This is a genomic window from Pseudomonas sp. AK181, assembly GCF_051122975.1.
GTDB classification, from domain to species: domain Bacteria; phylum Pseudomonadota; class Gammaproteobacteria; order Pseudomonadales; family Pseudomonadaceae; genus Aquipseudomonas; species Aquipseudomonas lactis.
The window spans coordinates 2,930,483-2,947,959 of the sequence record NZ_CP146348.1 but is presented as its reverse complement, the minus strand read 5'-3'; the positions used below and the strand labels follow the sequence as shown (position 1 = coordinate 2,947,959).

Here is a 17,477-nt window from a genome sequence, read left to right as displayed (position 1 = left end):
CAGCGTTCGGTTATGCTGAACGCTTACAGCCACACCGTGAACCAATGTGGGAGCTGGCTTGCCTGCGATAGCGGTGTGTCAGTGACGAAGATGCTCACTGACACACCGCTATCGCAGGCAAGCCAGCTCCCACAGGAAACCTGTTCTTCGGGAGTTTTGCATGCACTTCGATCTCGCCGACCTGCGCCTGTTCATCCATATCGCCGAATCCCCCAGCCTCACCCAGGGCGCCAAGCGCGCCTTCCTGTCGCCGGCTGCCGCCAGTGCGCGGATCAAAGCCCTGGAAGGCCAGCTCGACACGCGCCTGTTGTACCGCGACAGCCGGGGCGTGGAGATCACCCCGGCAGGCGAGCGGCTGTTGCACCATGCGCGGTTGATCATGCGCCAGGTGGATTACCTCAAAAGCGAGTTCACCCAATACGGCGTGGATTCGGCCGGGCATATCCGTATCTTCGCCAACACCACGGCGGTCACCGAGTTCTTGCCAGAGGTCTTGGCAGGCTTTCTGTCGCAGCGCCCCGGCGTCACCGTCGACCTGCAGGAACGCCTGTCACGGGACATCGTGCGCGGGGTGCTCGATGGCACCAGTGACATGGGTATCATCGCCGGCCCCGTGGAAGCCTCTGGCTTGCAAGTGCTGCATTTCAGCACCGATGAACTGGTGCTGATGGTGCCGGTCGGGCATCCGCTGGCCGACCTGCCTTCGGTGACCCTTGAGCAGACCCTGGCGTATCAGCACATCGGCCTGCATGAAGGCAGCACGCTGTTGAGTTTCCTGCGCGAACACGTCGAGCGCCTGGGCAAGCAATTGTCGCTGCGTATCCAGGTCTCGAGCTTTGAAGCGATCTGCCGGATGGTCGAGGCCGGCGTGGGCATCGGCATCATTCCCGAATCCGCCGCCCTGCGCCATAGCCGCACCATGCAGTTGGTGACCGTAAAGCTCGACGAACCCTGGGCGATTCGCGAGCGCAGCATCCTGGTACGTGAGCTGGAAGCGCTGCCAGGGACCATTCGCGCGCTGATCGCCACGTTGATGCCCTGATCCTGTAGGAGCGAGCTTGCTCGCGAAAAACCTCAACGATAACGGGTGTTTTCTGGATAAACGCGGCGCCTGTGCGTTTTTCGCGAGCAAGCTCGCTCCTACAAGTGGGCGTTAACAGTCTTTGACAGTTTCCCGACAAAGCACTCAAAGATTCCAAGCCCCCGCCGCCCTAGCATTCCAGCATCCAAATCATCATTCGGGTGCTCTTGATGTTTCGCAGGTTGCGCGGTATTCCGCTCTTGGGTTGCCTGATGGGCAGTATCGGTTGCCACTCGCAACCGCCTGTCCCGCCGCCGATTCAAAAGGGCGATTACGGCGCAATCATCCGCTACCTGCAAACCCGCATTCCCCGGGAGATGGCGCGGGACAATGTGGCAGGGTTGTCGATTGCGCTGGTCAATGGCCAGGAGCTGATCTGGGCGCGTGGCTTTGGCCTGGCTGACACAGACCAGGGGGTGCCGGTCACGCCCAATACCGCGTTTCGCGCCGGTGGCATTTCCAAACTGCTGAGCGCCACGGCGGCGCTGCAACTGGTGGAGCAACAGCGCCTGGCACTGGATGCGCCGATCCAGCAGACCCTGCGTGAGTTCTACGTACGTTCACGCTTTCACAGCGACCAGGCCGAGGCGGATCGAGCGATCACCTTGCGGCGTTTGCTCAGCCATCAATCCGGTTTGCCCAGCGAGCACCTGCGCGACCTGCGCAGCACCTATGCCATGGGGCAAATGCCGATGCGTGTGTCGGGTGTGTGGCTGAGCAGCCTGCCGGGGTCCCAGGTGGCGTACTCCAACCTTGGTTATTCACTGGTGGGCGCGGCCATCGAGCGCAGCAGCGGTAAAAGCTTTGAAGCCCAGTTGCAAAGCAGCCTGCTCACGCCCCTGCGAATGAACCAGTCCAGCTTCGTGGGCACCGGTGCGCAAATGGGCTTTCGCGCCCATGGTTACGAGGACGGCAAGGCCAGCACCGACGCCCAAGTGCGTGACCTCGCCGCCGGTGGCCTGTGGACCAGCCCTAAAGACCTTAGCCGCTACGTACGCATGCTGTTTGCCAACGGCACCTACAAGGGAAGCCAGATCCTCGGCAGCGCTTCTATCGACGCCATGTTTACCCAGCAAAACACCGGCAACGCCCTGGATTTCGACTGCCAGATCGGCCTGGGCTGGTTTCTGGCACCCTGCGGTGACGAGCCCATCGGCCCCGGTGTGCGCACCTACCAGCACAGTGGTGGCGGCGATGACTTCGTCGCCCAGTTGACCCTGCTGCCGGATCAGCAACTGGCGGTGATCATCATGGCCAACGACAGCAACGCCGAAGACATGGTGGTGTCGCTGACTACCGACAGCCTGCGCCTGATGCTCCAGGCACAGACCGGCCAGCCCGTGTGCGCCGATGACTGCCAGGCGCCGAGCCACGGCCTCAAGCTGCGCCATGTGCCGGCGGCGGTGGACCGCAAGCGCCTGGCTGGTTTCTATGCGACCGCCTGGGGCGTGTTCCGCATCAGGGATGAGCATGCACGCTTGACCGGCGAACTGGCCGGCTACGATTTCGAGCTGTTACGTGATGAGCAAGGCTGGCTCCGCGCGCAGAAAAAGATCCTCGGCTTCTGGCGCAAGGACCTGGGCGAGTTGGGCCGCGTGCAGTTGGATGTGATCCAGGTACAAGGCCGCCAAATGCTCACCGCGCGCAGCCACGGCCAACGCATTGCCATCGGTGAACGCATCGAGCCACCGCCCTTGCCCGCCGCCTGGGCCAGCACGGTCGGCACCTATCAGGTGCTCAGCAGCCATGAACCCGACGCGCCATTGAGTGGCATCAGTGTGCGTCAGGAGGACGGCTTCCTGGTGATTCGCGGCCAATTGCACGGCGAGCCGCTGACCGACTACATCCTGCTGCCCATCGACAACGCCCATGCGGTACTGGCCGGCAACGGCTACGGCCTGGGCGATACCGTCAGCCGCCAGGTCAACGGCCTGAGCGCTTCGGGCTACTCGTTCAAACGCACCCATTCACCCCACACACCCTTGAACCTCTAACCAGGAAAACACCCTGATGCACTCAAAAAACCTGTGCCTGTCATTGACCTGACTGTGCCTGCTCGCCGCCGCCGACACGGCGCTTGCCGAAGACTGGCAATACAGCCTCAAGGCCGGCATGGCCAACGCACCCCGCTACAGTGGCAGCGACGAACGTATGACGGCACCTGTACTCGGCGGCAAAATCATCAGCCCCTGGGGCGTCTTCCTCGATACTGATACGGGCCTGGGCTGGGGTTACGAAGGTAATGCCCTGAGCTACAGCGCATACGTTGGCGCAAGCGGTTCGCGCAAGGATAAAAATGAAAGCATGCAGGCCGGCTCCAAACGCCTCAAAGGCATGGGCCAGATCAAGTCACGTCCGCAATTGGGGGTGAGTGCCGCCTACAACCTCGGCGGTGTGATCATCGGCGCCACCCTGGAACATGCGCTTGAAGAAGATAAACACAAGGAAACCGGCAAGGCTTTTACCCACCTGGAATTGAGCCTGGGTACCCATCTGTATGAAGGCCCCTACGGCTCCATCGATGCCGCCATCAACAGCCACTTCGGTGACCGCAACTACCTGCAAACCTGGTACGGCGTGACGACCGACCAGGCCACCCGCAGCCGCTTCAAGGAATACAGGGCAAGTGCCGGCAATATCAGCAATGGCATGAGCCTTTCATGGAGCGTGCCGATCAACGAACACACGCAGTTCTCGACCCTGCTGGATGTGCAGTACCTGGCGGATAAGGCGGGCAAAAGCCCGATTGTGGAGCAGCGGTTGCAGGCGTCGGTGTCGGGGGAGTTGCAATACACCTTCTGATCTACCTTGCCCTCTGTAGGAGCGAGCTTGCTCGCGAAAAACATCAACGATGACGCGTGTTTTCTGGATAAACGCGGCGCCTGTTAGTGCTTCGCGAGCAAGCTCGCTCCTACAGAGACAATGCCAGTTCCTTAGTAACCTAACGACAAGCCCGTGTTGCGCCGCGGGTCATTGGCCCCATAGAAACGGTTGTTACCCACCGGCTTGCCCTCCAGGGAAGGCGCGCCTACCAAGATGGCAGCCAGGTGGTTGGCATCTTGCGGACCGGCAAACGTGTGGCCCCAGCTTTCAAGGATCTTCTGGGTGTCCGGGCTGACCGCAAAGGTCTCAAGGTTGGTGGTTTCCGGCATCCATTGCTGGTGGAAGCGCGGTGCGTCCACGGCTTCCTGGATGTTCATCTTGTAGTCGATGACATTCAGGATGGTCAGCAAGGTCGCGGTGATAATGCGGCTGCCCCCCGGTGTGCCAACGACCATTACTGCCTTGCCGTCCTTGGTAACGATGGTCGGGCTCATCGATGACAACGGCGCCTTGCCTGGTGCGATGGCATTGGCTTCGCCCTGCACCAGCCCGTACATATTCGGTACGCCGACCTTGACGGTGAAGTCATCCATTTCATCGTTGAGAATCACCCCGGTCTTGCTGGCCATCACCCCGGCGCCAAACCAGTCGTTGAGGGTATAGGTCACCGAGACCGCGTTGCCCCACTTGTCGACGATGGAATAGTGGGTGGTGTTATTGCCTTCGTGGGGCGACACACCTGGCTTGATCGCCTGGGAGTCACCGGCCTTCTGCGGCTCGATGGCAGCGCGTAGCTTGGCCGCGTAGTTCTTGTCCAGCAGATGCTCGATGGGGTTCTTCACGAAGTCCGGATCACCCAGGTAGCTGTTGCGATCCACGTAGGCATGGCGCATCGCTTCGATCTGGTAGTGCAGGCCCTGGGCCGAGTGATAGCCCAGATCGGCCATCGGGTAGCCTTCGAGGATGTTCATGATCTGGCAGATCACCACACCGCCCGAGCTGGGTGGCGGCGCCGAGACCACATGGTAGCCACGGTAGTCGCACTCGATGGGGGCCAGTTCGCGGGTTTTGTAGGCGTCGAGGTCGGCCTGGGTGATGATGCCTTTGCCGGCCTGGCTGGAATCCACCACCGCCTTGGCGACCCAGCCTTTATAGAAGCCGTCGGTGCCCTTGGCCGAGATTTCCTTGAGGGTCTTGGCCAGGTCCTTCTGCACCAGCTTCTGGCCCACCTGCATCGGTTTGCCGTTATGCAGGAAGATCCCGCGCATGTCCTGGTCTTTTTCGAACTCACCGGTGGCGGTGTGCAACAGGTCGATATCGCCCTGCTCCAGCGCAAAGCCGTTTTCCGCGAGCTTGATCGCCGGGGCAATCACTTGCGCGCGCTTGAGGGTGCCATAGTTGCTCAGGGCCAGCTCCATGCCAGACACCGTGCCCGGTACGCCGACCGCCAAATGGCCTTTGGCGCTGAGGCCTTCGACCGCATTGCCGGCCTTGTCCAGGTACATGTCGGCCGTCGCCGCCAACGGGGCTTTTTCGCGGAAGTCGAGGAAGGTCTTGCGCCCGTCCGCCAGTTGCACGGTCATGAAACCACCGCCGCCCAGGTTGCCCGCCGCCGGGTACACCACTGCCAGCGCGTATCCTACCGCCACCGCCGCATCGACCGCGTTGCCGCCGGCCTTGAGCACATCGACACCCACGTGGGTTGCCAGGTGCTGGGCCGTGACCACCATGCCATTTTCACCCGCAACCGGGGCTTGGGAAGCTGCGTGCACACCGTTGACCGTCAAGACCAGCGCGGTCGCAATCAAAGTGTGACTGAAAGGTTGGTATTTCATCCATGGCTACTCTGATTATTGAGATGCACCAAAATAGCCCCTCGCCGATTCAATCCCCAGCGCAATGGCGTTTTTATTACAGAACTTGTCGGTCATGGAACGCACACCGCTGCGTAAGTCGGCAATCAGCTCTGGCCTATAAAATTAATGGCGCTAGAATCGGCGCCATTCTTTTACCGCCGCCCTGATACGAGCCTGTCCATGAGTTTTGATTTCGACACGATCCACCCACGCTTCGATACCGGCAGTACCAAATGGAGCCGTTACCCGCAAGACGTTTTGCCGATGTGGATCGCCGACATGGACATCGCCGCGCCGCCCGCCATCTTGCAAGCCCTGCACGCGCGCCTCGACCAGCAGATTCTCGGCTACAGCGTGGCCGGCCCGGACGTGCGCGACGCTATCGTTGCCGACTTGTGGGCCAAGTACGCCTGGCGCGTGCAGCCTGAAGAACTGCTGTTTCTGCCCGGCGTCGAGCCTGGCTTCAATATGGCCCTGCACGCTTTCGTCCAGCCCGGCCAGGCGGTGGTACTGCAAACCCCCAACTATCGGCCGATTCGCCTGGCGCCCGGCAACTGGAACCTGCCACGCATCGAAGTGCCGTTCGAGTTGATCGATGACCAATACCGCACACCGCTGCCGGCCATGCGCCAAGCCTTGAGCGGGGCCGGGGCGCTGTTGCTGAGCAACCCGCACAACCCCATCGGCAAGGTGTTTGCCCGTGAAGAGCTGCTGGCGGTGGCCAATGCCTGCCTGGACACCGGCGCATTGATCATCAGCGACGAAATCCACGCCGAGCTGTGCTTCGACGGCCGTCGCCACATCCCCACCGCCAGCCTCAGCCCCGAGATTGCCCAGCGCACCATCACCCTGATGTCAGCGAGCAAGGCGTATAACGTGGCGGGCCTGAAGACCTGCTTCGCCGTGGTCCAGAACGCCGAGGTGCGTGAGCGTTTCAATCAGGCGCGCTGCGGCATGGTCGACAGCGTCAGCCCCCTGGGCCTGGAAGCTACCCGCGCCGCCTACAGCGAATGCACCGACTGGCTCAGCGCGCTGGTGCAGTACCTGCAAGCCAACCGTGACTACCTGCTCGACGCGGTAAAAACCCGCCTGCCCGGCGTAGTAATGCATGCACCGCAAGGCACCTTCCTGGCGTGGCTCGATTGCAGCGCCCTGGGTCTTGATGACCCGCAGCAGTTCTTTCTGGAGCAGGCCAAGGTGGGCCTGAGCGCGGGGATTGAATTTGGCGATGACAGCCAGCAATTCGTGCGCCTGAACTTCGGTTGCCCAAGGGCGATGCTGGAGGAAGGCGTACAGCGCATGCAGATCAGCTTACAAAACCGCTGACGTCGGTCGGAACCGCACGGGAGATTTTTCGCACATACCGAGCTTAGCTGCCCGCTGTGCCATTGAAATTCTCCCGGAGCCGACCGTCGATGATTCTGCCGCCACGCCCACTCCCCCTCATTGCCTGGGATTTCAAACCCACCGTCGGCGATACCCCACCGGCCTTGCCGACCCACTCGGTGGAGCCTCTGCAGCCGCCGCGCAAACCGGCGTTGAGGCAAAACCGCAGTACATCGGTAGACCACCAGAAAGCCCTCTACCGCCAGCTGTTGCAGGCCACGCACACTGCACTGCCCAGAGTGCGCGACGAAGCCAAGCAATGGGCCGAGGCGCTGGTGTTCAAGTTGACCGGTCGCAAGGTCGATGCCGATGCCATCTTCCTCAATCGCTTCCAGCAAGCACAAAGTGCCAATACCGTCACCGGCTGGGAACATCTGGGAGAAGAGCCCACGGTTTCCCAGGCGCTGCCGGACGCGTTGTTGAGCAACTTCAACGAACACGACGCACTGCCCGGCGTGCTTGACCAGCAGGCCGGCCTGTACACGGTCGGCCGCGGGCAAAGTACCCAAGGCGGCTATGGCGCCCATAACCAGTTTGCGCTGGCGCCTTCCCAACTGATGCATGAAAGCTGGAAAAACGACTTTCAGGCGCACATGACTCAAAAGCTCGAACGTTTCTGGCGCGACCATGGCGATGACTACCGCACCGCCTTGAAAGGCGAGTTCATTTATCAGGCCCGTGAACAGCTCAAGGCCTACGAGCGCGCCTCACCCGCCGAACGCCTGAACATGCCGGCCGAGCAGCGCTTTACCCGCGACGATTACCACCTAGTGATGGGCGCGGCCGCCAACCTGCCCCTGGATGAAAACCAAGCCCTGAGCGTCGAACAACTACGAGCGACAGCACCGGTAGAAAGCCGCACACGGGTTCACGTGTTTGACATCAACGGGCGCCCCGCTCACGACATCCTGCGTTTCACCGCCACTGACTACGGCAGCCGCGGGCAGTTACGTGATCGTCGAGACGGCGTGCAAGTCCTGTATATACCGGGGCACAAGCCCGCTTTCCTGCGCTTTGATTCCCTGGACGCGATGGACCAATGGGTGGCCGAGCAAGGCCGGCATGCCGAGACGCGCAAGGCGCTGCAATCACACTTCTCCCTCAGGGACCGACAAGACAGCGACTTAGGGTTCTGGAGCGATTTCAAATCCTTCATCACCGGCGACTCGCGCTCGAACAAAGGCGCGGACAGCGCCATTCGCTACTTGGCGAGCGGCTACTGGGACACCCTGGAAGGAACCGTTATCGACAGCGCCAATGTGCGCATTCACGGCGACGTGTTCAGCGTGATCAAAGACGCCACCCGCGAGCGCATGTCCCGCGATGCAGATGTCATGATCAAGTCCAACAGCGAGGTCACCCGCGATACCTGGCTAAACGATTTGACCGTAGCCGCGGGCCTGGCGGCCAAGTTCGCAGTGATTGGCGAGCCGGTCGTGGTCGGTGTCGCGGCCGCCGCCGGCCTTGTAGAAGCCGAAGTGGGTGTCGAGCAATCGATCACGGGCGACACGCAGGCCGAGCGAAAACATGGCAGCACTGCCGCGCTGGATGGCGCGCTCAACGAGCTGTTTGCCATCGTGGGCGGTACCGCGAAAGAGCCTGCCTTTGAGCAACCGGCCACGATCCCCCTGACCCGGGAGCTTTTCAGCGATGGCCAGCAGGCAATGGTCATCGAACACCCTTTGAGCCCCAGTGCCTATACCCTGCCACGCGCCAATGGCTATGATCTGGTGGACCGTGGTCGGGTCTATCGCTACCTCAATACAAGACCTGGCGAGCTGACCGACCTGCAAGCAGCAGAACACGCCAAGCCCTTGGAGGACTTTGAGGCGCTTTGCCCTGCGCCCACTCCGGGTGGGCGGGTGCGACGCGGTATCCAGGACGAGTGCTTCGTTAAACTTGTCGCCGACCTGCCCAAACCCCAAGTACGCCTGCAGGCCCTGGAGCACGTGCGGTTGTTCCCGTCCAAGGCCGGGCTATTCACGCGCGAGCGCACGGTGGTCTATGAAAAACGTCTGCACACAATAGTCAAAGGCGACACCGGCCCCCAACTGGTGCCCGTCGCCAACGGCGAACGCATCACTTACAAGGCGCACGTGCACGGCCAGCTCATTGACGACCCCGATTTCGGTTTTTACACAGGCGACAGCGCCGACACGCTTGCTAACGATACCCGGGTGGTCAAGCTCGGCAGCATCAGCAATGCCAGCAATGATCAACGCCAGCTTAGAGGCGTGGTCGTCACCAGCGCCAGCCAGCGCTACCTGGTGGTAGAGGCTGACACTGCCGAGTTCTATTACGCACCACTGGATAAAACGCAAACGCGGGATATCAGGTTCAAGAAATGCGGGCCTCTAGAGCTGAGCCTTGCGCAAGGGTACCGCCAGTTTCTGAGTGCCAACCATGCTGTGCAGGCCCTTAAGGCCGACTTTGTCGCGCTGGCTCCGCTCAAAAAAGCCTTCAAGCAGCTGCAGCGTTCAGGGTTTAGCAAAGCCGACATCGACGAATTGAAGCGCCACTGCAAAGGCATGAACCCTGAGCAGCAGCGCGAAGTGGTGTACCGGCTGCAGCAAGCCAACGCCATCGTGAAACCGGATGTGGCCTTGCGCCCCCATCGTGTTTCACCGTTGCCTGGCAACCAGGTGCATCCGGCCGCAGACCTGGCCAGGGCCGACGCGGCCAGGCTTACCCTGGGCTGGTTGCGGCGCACCGCCAAGCTGAAAGCCGCCAATGCCGTGCAGGTGGCCATGGGTGAAGCCACGACACTCACGAGCGGCAACGACGTGCTCTCCACCCGCAGCCTGACCGACTGCTCGGCCATTGCGGTGCTCACCGACTGGGACGGTGCGCGTTACCAGACCCGTACGCTGATGCACCTGACCGGCAGCAACCTGGAGTTGGGACTGCGGGGCGGCAATACCCAAGCGCTACTGGATCGATTGAACGCATCATTGAACAAAGGTGGGCAGGTCATCCTGGTAGGCGGGGTCAATTCAGATTCGCTGCAAGGCATGGCCACCACCATCGGGCAATCGTTGCAGGGCGAACAACCGCTCAGGACACTGCTTCAAGCACGGCCCGGCGTCAGCGTCACGCTGGCCAGCTCCCTGGGCATCACGCTGAATGCTGATGGCACGTTCGAGCTGATCGAGGGAACGGGCAAAGGTGTCATGCCCGAGGATCAGGTCAGGGAAATTTTCAATCGAGTTGACTGAGGGCACTGCCCCACGCCTTTCCCTGACCCTGTTGGGCGTTTACAACTTGGCAATGGACACTTCTGTGGACTTCACAAAGGCAATCACCTCACTGCCCACCTTCAATTCCAGGTCACGCACCGAGCGCGTGGTGATCACCGACGTCACAATGCCCGAGGCGGTCTGCACGTCGATTTCCGACACCACTTCCCCCAGCAGAATCTCCTTGATCACGCCTTTGAACTGGTTGCGCACGTTGATCGCTTTGATGGTCATGTCGGCTTTCCTTTTGGCTGTTGGGTCAATCCGCACGAATGCGCAGGCCCTCAAAATGCGCTGCCGGATAAAATATTAAAAGGAATAAATATCTATTTATTTATTCGATAAAGACATATGCAGAGTGATGTTTCATGACCCGCCCACGGCTGAATTTGTATGTGGCAGCGACCTATGACCGCACATCTTGTGCGTTGACCAACTTTGTTACACCCCATATAGTGTGCCCACAAACAGATCAGACCACTACATAGTGTGCAGCATCAGTATTTACCGACCACACTACGCGCAGTATTTCAATGCCTTGTAGCCTGCAAAAACATTTATTTTTCGAGTACCAGGAAGGAGTATTTCCATGCTGAGTTGGGATGAAGTCGACAACGAAGACACCGGTGCAGCGGTGATCAAAGGCGCCAACGCCGGCCACGCTACCGAAGCCAACATGGACCGCCTCGACGGTGCCGGCGCCGCTGCCGCCGTGGAAGCCCGCGCCGTCACCGCCAACGACTCCGCCGCCATCGTGCGCGCCAAGGCCGCCCTGGACAAACTCGACGTCGCCGAAGGCCTCGCCGAGCTGGAAGGCGCCTCTGCCCGCGTCGCCGTTGATGAAAAACGCATGATCAACTGCCGCGCCGACCTCAACCAACTCGTGCCCTTCAAGTACGACTGGGCCTGGCAGAAGTACCTCGACGGCTGCGCCAACCACTGGATGCCGCAAGAGGTCAACATGACCGCCGACATCGCCCTGTGGAAAAACCCCGAAGGCCTGACCGACGACGAACGCCGCATCGTCATGCGCAACCTGGGCTTCTTCTCCACTGCCGACTCCCTGGTCGCCAACAACCTGGTGCTGGCCGTGTACCGCCTGATCACCAACCCGGAGTGCCGCCAGTACATCCTGCGCCAGGCCTTCGAAGAGGCGATCCACACCCACGCCTACCAGTACTGCATCGAATCGCTGGCCATGGATGAAGGCGAGATCTTCAACATGTACCACGAGATTCCATCGGTGGCCAAAAAGGCCGCCTGGGGCCTGAAGTACACCCGTTCGATCTCCGATCCAAAGTTCGAAACCGGCACCGTCGACACCGACAAAGAACTGCTGCGCAACCTGGTCGCCTACTACTGCGTGCTGGAAGGCATCTTCTTCTACTGCGGCTTCACCCAGATCCTGTCCATGGGCCGCCGCAACAAAATGACCGGCGTGGCCGAGCAGTTCCAGTACATCCTGCGCGATGAGTCGATGCACCTGAACTTCGGTATCGACGTGATCAACCAGATCAAAATCGAAAACCCGCACCTGTGGGATGCCGAGATGAAGGAAGAAGCGACCCAGATGATTCTGCAGGGTACGCAGTTGGAGATTGAATATGCGCGAGACACCATGCCGCGTGGGGTGTTGGGCATGAATGCGGCGATGATGGAGGATTACCTCAAGTTCATTGCTAACCGTCGCCTGTCGCAGATCGGCTTGAAGGAAGAATATCCAGGCACCACCAACCCGTTCCCGTGGATGAGCGAGATCATGGACTTGAAGAAAGAGAAAAACTTCTTCGAGACCCGTGTGATCGAATACCAGACCGGCGGCGCGCTGAGCTGGGACTGACATAACCTCTGTAGGAGCGAGCTTGCTCGCGAAGAACGTCAACGATAACGCGTGCATCCTGAATGAACGCGGTGCCCTTGGGGTCTTCGCGAGCAAGCTCGCTCCTACATGGGGGCCGCGGTGTTCTTCAAACTTTTGCAAATTGCCTTTATGCCCAACCAAACCATCAAGACCCCCTGCGTGGGCCTGTGCTCCACCGTCTACGGTGACCTGGTCTGCCGGGGCTGCAAGCGTTATCACCATGAAGTGATCCAGTGGAATGGCTATAGCGCCGAAGAAAAACAAGCGGTGTGGCAGCGCCTGGAGCAGTTGCTGGTACAGGTGATGGCCAGCAAGCTGGAAGTCTTCGACCCTCAACGCCTGCGTGATCAGTTAGAGGCGCGCAAGATACGCTTTGTGCCGCACCAGTCGCCGTATTGCTGGGCATACCAACTGATTGCCCGGGGTGCACGGGTGATCTCCAAGCTGGATGCGTATGGCTTGGCGTTGCTGCCCGAGTTTCGCGAGCGCCACCTGGCGGACCTGCGCGATGCAATAGACCGGGAGTTCTTCCTGCTGTCCGAGGCACATTACGAACGCTATATCGCCCCGGTTTTCCTGAAAGAGGCATTCGGACCGGCGCTGATTGCTACGCGCTGACCCACATCGCAAACGCTGTGGCTTGCCTGCGATAGTAACCACGATGCGAAGCGAGCCGCTCTTGATCTTGATCTTGATCTGCTTGTGATCTTGATCTTAGGCGCCCCGTTAAACCACGCTGGCCGGAATTCGACAGTGATTTGGGGGGTAAACCGGCAGGGATGCCGGTTTAGCCGCCCCGCGCCATGGATGGCGCGTGGCGGCGGCCCCCCAAATCACTGGCGGATTACGGGCACACCGAGCCTAGGCGAGGTGCCGAGTGGTGGGGCAAGAGCCCTTTGGTTACTTTGGGGCTCTTTTCCAAAGTGACCCGCCGTCAGGCGGAACCCTAAGTGGCCGTTACCTAAATAACGGATATGTACCCGGTCCAACTGTGTTGACTGTCAGGCCGCTATCGCAGGCAAGCCAGCTCCCACAGTTGGACCGCGGGGTGTCATCCCCTTCACAGGCCAGCCCCCCTCCTACCCAATTATGTTTAAAATGCCGCCCGCCCCGATGACCGACGCTTAACGATGACCCCAGACGCCCTCGCTACCCTGCACGCCCACCTGCTCACTGCCCTGGCTGACGCGCCCGCGGAAACCCGACGCCTGTTCCATGGCCGTGGCCGCTGCTGGCCAGGCCTGGAGCAACTCACCGTGGACTGGCTGCAAGGGGTGGTGCTGGTCGCCCTGTTCAAAGAAACCGAGCACCTGCAAGCCCTCAAGCACACCCTGTTGCAGATCGAGTGGAGCCGCTTCGGCGTGCACACCGTGGCCCTGCAACACCGCTACCTGCCGCAAAGCACCACCGAATGGCTGGTGGGCGACGCCATCGACGAGCTGACCATCACCGAGGGCGGCCTGCGCTACTTGATCGACCTGGGTAAAAAACAGAACAGCGGGCTGTTTCTCGACATGCGTTACGGGCGCAACTGGGTGCGCGAACAGGCCAAAGGCCAACGCGTGCTCAACCTGTTCGCCTATACCTGCGGTTTTTCCGTGGCCGCCATCGAAGGCGGCGCCGACCATGTGGTGAACCTGGACATGGCCCGTGGTGCCCTCAGCCGTGGCCGCGACAACCATCGCCTGAATGGGCATGACCTGGGCCGTGTGAGTTTCCTGGGCCACGACCTGTTCAAATCCTGGGCCAAGGTGACGAACAACGGCCCTTACGACCTGGTGATCATCGACCCGCCCTCGTTCCAGAAAGGCAGTTTCCTGCTCACCAAGGATTACCAGCGCGTGCTGCGCCGCCTGCCGGATTTGCTCAGTGCCCAAGGCACCGTGCTGGCATGCATGAACGATCCGGCCTTCGGCGAAGATTTCCTGATCGACGGCGTGACCCGCGAAGCACCGGGCCTGCGCTTTGTGCAGCGGCTGGAAAACCCACCGGAATTTCCTGATATTGACCCCCAGAGCGGGTTAAAGGCACTGGTGTTCCGTCAGGGCTGATGCCCAAATGTCCTACGCTTGCTACGCTAACGGATACGCCGGGCGGTGAACCTTATCCTCCCCTTCCCGGTCGATACCTGCATTCCCTGGCCAGACTCGACGGCCCTACGTCGTCGGCTGCCCCGTTTGACCTTTTGGAGAACCGCCCGTGATATCGACCCTGCATGTAGCCAGACTCAAAGCCTGGGGCGCCCACGGCTTTACCGCCACCGGTGTGGTACTGGCCTTTTTGGCCACCCTGGCGCTGCTGGAAAACTCCCCCAAGGCGTGCCTGCTGTGGCTGGGCCTGGCGCTGGTGGTGGATGGCGTCGACGGCTCGCTGGCGCGACGGGTGAATGTCAGCACGGTGCTGCCCAGCTTTGACGGCTCGGTGCTGGACCTGGTGATCGACTACCTCACCTACGTGTTCATCCCGGCACTGTTTATCTACCGCTATATCGACCTGCCCGATTTCACCCATCTGTTTACAGTGTCGGTGATCCTGGTGTCGTCGCTGTTCTGCTTTTGCAACGTGAACATGAAGAGCAAGGACAACTACTTCGTCGGCTTCCCTGCCGCCTGGAACGTCGTTGCCCTGTGCGTCTATATCATCCAGCCGGATGCCTGGGTCACCTTGCTGACCGTGATTGGCCTGGCGCTGTTGACCGTGACGCCGATGAAGTTCTTGCACCCGTTCCGGGTCAAACGCTTCATGCCGATCAACATCGCGGTGACCACCATCTGGCTGCTGTGCAGCTTCCTGATGGTGGTGGATTATCCCAACACCAACCCTTGGACATTCGGCCTGTGGTCGCTGATGTCGGCCTACTTCCTGGGTATCTGCATTTGGCGCACGGCCGTGGAATGGCTGGGCGCGCACAAATAACCCTCTAGAACGCCCCGTTGTCGTGGGGTACGACATCGGGGAATACCGCCGCTACCTGCCACTGTTCAGCGATCTTTGCGTGCGCATCGACCCTGAACAGGTCCCAGAAGGTATGGGTTTGACCATTGACCCGCCCTTCTGACTGGACCGCGACAAACTCACCTTCAGCCACCACCTTCCTGATCGCGACATACTCGTTGTCGCTCACCGCCAACGCTTGCGCCAGGCAAGCGGCGCCATCGGCAATTTCCGTAATGTGCTGCGCCAACCCATGCTTGCTGATGAACTCGGGCAGGCGCTGATGCTGCTTGTCGACCAGTACCGTCTGGACGAAGGCTTTAGCCGCGTTTCTGCTCTGCTGCGTCATGCCTGCGTGTTCAACCGTCGCCGGGCCGTCAAGCTGGGTGCGGCCGGAGGCAGAAATGCGCATCACGGGCACCGACGCATCCCAATGTTCCTGGATCTGATCATCCGCGACGCGGAACATGTCGACGCCGACAACGGCTTCGCCGCCGGTGAATACGCCGTTGAGCCAGTTGCGATGAATGCCGTGCAACACCACCAGGTCGCCGTCGCTGAAGATCCGCACCAGCTCGTAGCTGTAGTCGTCTCGCAGGCTTGCCACTAACTGCTCAAGACCCTCTCGGCCGGTTTGTACATAGGGGCTGTGCTGCTTGTAGGTCGGGGCTACCCACTTCTGGATAACGGCCGGGTCCTTGGCGGTCATCAGTTCGGTCCACATCGTGGTTACCACATCTTTTGCGTTCATGTATCACCTCGTCTTTACAATCAGGAATTGCCACAGTCGCTACTTCGCGTCACCGTCAACGGGACGCGCCAGGCCGAAATCGAGCAGCGCGACGTAGGGGTCCCAATGTTCCCGATAGGTTTTGATCTTGCCGCCTTCCAGCGTCACGATCGAAATGTAGTTCTGCTCGTAGAGCTTGCCCGAGCCCTTGATGGTGGCCGTGCCGGTGTATTCGTACACGTAGGTATGCGGGGTCTTCAGCGTATGGATGGTCCAATTTTCTACCGGCCCGATATCGAGGTTTTCCATATAAGGCACGAGCGAGCTGAAGTAGCGCTTCATGGCCTCGGCTCCACGAACCTCCTTGAAGAACAGGCCAAACTCGGTGGGCGCGAACGGGAACTCCCAACCGCCGTCCGGGGTGAAATAGGGAATCATCCGTGTCGGGTTTTCGGTCCAGCCGTTGACGGCATTGCAGACAAAGCGCGCCACTTCCAACGCATCGTCGGGGCCTTTGTAGGTGTGTTTCATGGTCTACCTCCAGGGGGTCAGGTCATGCACGGGTGTAATGGGATGGCTTCAGGTGATGGGGCGCAGTTCTCGCAGGAACAGCGACAGCGCCAGGCCGATCTCGGCCGGAGAGTCTTCCTGCAGGCTATGAATGCCCGGCACGCTGACCTCGCGTTGATTGGCCCAGGTGCGGGCATAGGCCAGCGCACGCCCGGTGAGCACTGCGCCTGGCTCCCCGACGATCAGCAGCTTGGGCAGTGCGTCGGTCGCCAGCCATGCGCCGGACGCCTCGATGATCTTGACGACATTGGCCGGTTCACCCTCGATAGGCAGTTCGCGGGGCCAGGCCAGGGTCGGCCAGCGGTCTTCGGGGGTGGCGAAGGGTGCGCGGTAGGCGTCCATTTCCTCGACGCCCAGGGTGCGCAATGTGGTGCGAGGCAGGATCCCCTCGATGAAGAGGTTCTCCTCAAGGATCATCTGCTCGCCTGGTTCCGAGCGCAGGGCTTTGAAGAGGTCCTTGCCTGCGCCGGCGTAATCGTCCCAGCTTCCCGGAAACACTACGCCCTCCATATACACCAGCGCCTGTACGCGATCCCGGTGGCGGTTGGCCCAATGCGCCCCCAGCGCAGTGCCCCAGTCATCGGTAACCAACACAACGTTACTCAACCCCATGGCCTCGAACCAGGCATCGAGGTAGCGGGCGTGGTCCTCAAAGCGATAGGCGCGGGTCGGCGACTTGCCCGAAAGCCCCATGCCCACCAGGTCCGGCGCCAGGCATCTGCCGTGTGGCAGCGCATGGGGAATGATGTTGCGCCATAGATACGACCACGTCGGGTTGCCATGCAGGAAGACGATGGGGTCGCCTGCGCCGACGTCCACGTAGCTCATGTCAGTGTCGAGCACGGCAACGCGCTGGCGTGGATGAGGGTCGCCGTATTGCGCAAGATTGTCGGCGGTAAGCAGAGGCATGTCGGGGGCTCCTTGGGGACCAGTTGATTCGGTGAGTCATCAGCCTACCCAAAGGACAATCATCCCAATAGATGCTAGTTTTGAACCCTCT

The 17,477-nt window shown here is 60.7% G+C and carries 14 protein-coding genes; 9 read left to right on the top strand and 5 right to left on the bottom strand.

Going from position 1 to position 17,477, the window contains the following annotated elements:
• Positions 1–160: 160 nt before the first annotated feature.
• From V8689_RS13615 to V8689_RS13605, 3 genes are all read left to right on the top strand, one after another.
• Positions 161–1,042 carry a LysR family transcriptional regulator gene (locus V8689_RS13615; protein WP_003191032.1) on the top strand — a complete coding sequence of 294 codons (882 nt, stop codon included), beginning with the start codon at positions 161–163 and terminating at the stop codon, positions 1,040–1,042.
• A gap of 209 nt (positions 1,043–1,251) precedes the next feature.
• The gene (locus tag V8689_RS13610) at positions 1,252–3,075 is read left to right on the top strand and encodes a serine hydrolase domain-containing protein (RefSeq protein WP_056784888.1); all 1,824 of its coding nucleotides are present in this window, start codon (positions 1,252–1,254) and stop codon (positions 3,073–3,075) included.
• A gap of 52 nt (positions 3,076–3,127) precedes the next feature.
• Positions 3,128–3,883, top strand: coding sequence for a MipA/OmpV family protein (locus tag V8689_RS13605; protein ID WP_223816978.1), 756 nt, complete (start codon positions 3,128–3,130; stop codon positions 3,881–3,883).
• A gap of 131 nt (positions 3,884–4,014) precedes the next feature.
• Here the strand turns inward: V8689_RS13605 and ggt are convergent, their stop codons facing one another.
• A complete protein-coding gene (gene ggt, locus V8689_RS13600; RefSeq protein WP_056784886.1) occupies positions 4,015–5,739 on the bottom strand; it encodes a gamma-glutamyltransferase in 1,725 nt (574 codons plus the stop codon).
• A 201-nt stretch (positions 5,740–5,940) separates the two neighbouring features.
• On the opposite strand from ggt, the gene V8689_RS13595 reads away from it, so the two are divergent.
• Positions 5,941–7,086, top strand: a complete 1,146-nt coding sequence (locus V8689_RS13595; protein ID WP_056784885.1) for a MalY/PatB family protein — start codon at positions 5,941–5,943, stop codon at positions 7,084–7,086.
• Positions 7,087–7,175: 89 nt separating this feature from the next.
• Complete coding sequence (locus tag V8689_RS13590) at positions 7,176–10,361, top strand: dermonecrotic toxin domain-containing protein (protein ID WP_056784882.1); 3,186 nt, start codon at positions 7,176–7,178, stop codon at positions 10,359–10,361.
• A 39-nt stretch (positions 10,362–10,400) separates the two neighbouring features.
• On the opposite strand, the gene V8689_RS13585 is transcribed toward V8689_RS13590, so the two are convergent.
• Positions 10,401–10,616 (bottom strand): TOBE domain-containing protein, encoded by a 216-nt coding sequence (locus V8689_RS13585; protein WP_003173733.1) that lies wholly within the window; start codon positions 10,614–10,616, stop codon positions 10,401–10,403.
• A 355-nt stretch (positions 10,617–10,971) separates the two neighbouring features.
• On the opposite strand from V8689_RS13585, the gene V8689_RS13580 reads away from it, so the two are divergent.
• From V8689_RS13580 to pcsA, 4 genes are all read left to right on the top strand, one after another.
• Positions 10,972–12,222, top strand: coding sequence for a ribonucleotide-diphosphate reductase subunit beta (locus tag V8689_RS13580; RefSeq protein WP_032892020.1), 1,251 nt, complete (start codon positions 10,972–10,974; stop codon positions 12,220–12,222).
• Between the two features lie 150 nt (positions 12,223–12,372).
• On the top strand, positions 12,373–12,861 hold the full coding sequence (locus V8689_RS13575; RefSeq protein ID WP_056784972.1) for a DUF1289 domain-containing protein: 489 nt from the start codon (positions 12,373–12,375) through the stop codon (positions 12,859–12,861).
• 512 nt (positions 12,862–13,373) lie between these two features.
• Entirely contained in the window at positions 13,374–14,294 is a 921-nt protein-coding gene (locus tag V8689_RS13570; protein WP_056784879.1) for a class I SAM-dependent methyltransferase, read from the top strand.
• A 148-nt stretch (positions 14,295–14,442) separates the two neighbouring features.
• Entirely contained in the window at positions 14,443–15,159 is a 717-nt protein-coding gene (pcsA, locus tag V8689_RS13565; protein ID WP_056784877.1) for a phosphatidylcholine synthase, read from the top strand.
• Positions 15,160–15,163: 4 nt separating this feature from the next.
• Here pcsA and V8689_RS13560 read toward each other — a convergent pair whose 3' ends face one another.
• The 3 genes from V8689_RS13560 to V8689_RS13550 are packed head-to-tail and all read right to left on the bottom strand — an operon-like array spanning position 15,164 to position 17,386.
• On the bottom strand, positions 15,164–15,928 hold the full coding sequence (locus tag V8689_RS13560) for a nuclear transport factor 2 family protein (RefSeq protein WP_056784874.1): 765 nt from the start codon (positions 15,926–15,928) through the stop codon (positions 15,164–15,166).
• 39 nt (positions 15,929–15,967) lie between these two features.
• Positions 15,968–16,438, bottom strand: coding sequence for a nuclear transport factor 2 family protein (locus tag V8689_RS13555; protein ID WP_056784872.1), 471 nt, complete (start codon positions 16,436–16,438; stop codon positions 15,968–15,970).
• 48 nt (positions 16,439–16,486) lie between these two features.
• On the bottom strand, positions 16,487–17,386 hold the full coding sequence (locus V8689_RS13550; RefSeq protein WP_060765992.1) for a haloalkane dehalogenase: 900 nt from the start codon (positions 17,384–17,386) through the stop codon (positions 16,487–16,489).
• Positions 17,387–17,477 lie beyond the last annotated feature (91 nt).

What these genes read in the sequence shown, in the direction of transcription:
- V8689_RS13575 (WP_056784972.1), top strand. Translation starts at nt 12,373, where the DNA reads ATGCCCAACCAAACCATCAAGACCCCCTGCGTGGGCCTGTGCTCCACC.
- V8689_RS13615 (WP_003191032.1), top strand. Translation starts at nt 161, where the DNA reads ATGCACTTCGATCTCGCCGACCTGCGCCTGTTCATCCATATCGCCGAA.
- V8689_RS13595 (WP_056784885.1), top strand. Translation starts at nt 5,941, where the DNA reads ATGAGTTTTGATTTCGACACGATCCACCCACGCTTCGATACCGGCAGT.
- V8689_RS13555 (WP_056784872.1), bottom strand. Translation starts at nt 16,438, where the DNA reads ATGAAACACACCTACAAAGGCCCCGACGATGCGTTGGAAGTGGCGCGC.
- V8689_RS13570 (WP_056784879.1), top strand. Translation starts at nt 13,374, where the DNA reads ATGACCCCAGACGCCCTCGCTACCCTGCACGCCCACCTGCTCACTGCC.
- V8689_RS13585 (WP_003173733.1), bottom strand. Translation starts at nt 10,616, where the DNA reads ATGACCATCAAAGCGATCAACGTGCGCAACCAGTTCAAAGGCGTGATC.
- V8689_RS13560 (WP_056784874.1), bottom strand. Translation starts at nt 15,928, where the DNA reads ATGAACGCAAAAGATGTGGTAACCACGATGTGGACCGAACTGATGACC.
- ggt (WP_056784886.1), bottom strand. Translation starts at nt 5,739, where the DNA reads ATGAAATACCAACCTTTCAGTCACACTTTGATTGCGACCGCGCTGGTC.
- V8689_RS13580 (WP_032892020.1), top strand. Translation starts at nt 10,972, where the DNA reads ATGCTGAGTTGGGATGAAGTCGACAACGAAGACACCGGTGCAGCGGTG.
- V8689_RS13610 (WP_056784888.1), top strand. Translation starts at nt 1,252, where the DNA reads ATGTTTCGCAGGTTGCGCGGTATTCCGCTCTTGGGTTGCCTGATGGGC.
- V8689_RS13550 (WP_060765992.1), bottom strand. Translation starts at nt 17,386, where the DNA reads ATGCCTCTGCTTACCGCCGACAATCTTGCGCAATACGGCGACCCTCAT.
- V8689_RS13590 (WP_056784882.1), top strand. Translation starts at nt 7,176, where the DNA reads ATGATTCTGCCGCCACGCCCACTCCCCCTCATTGCCTGGGATTTCAAA.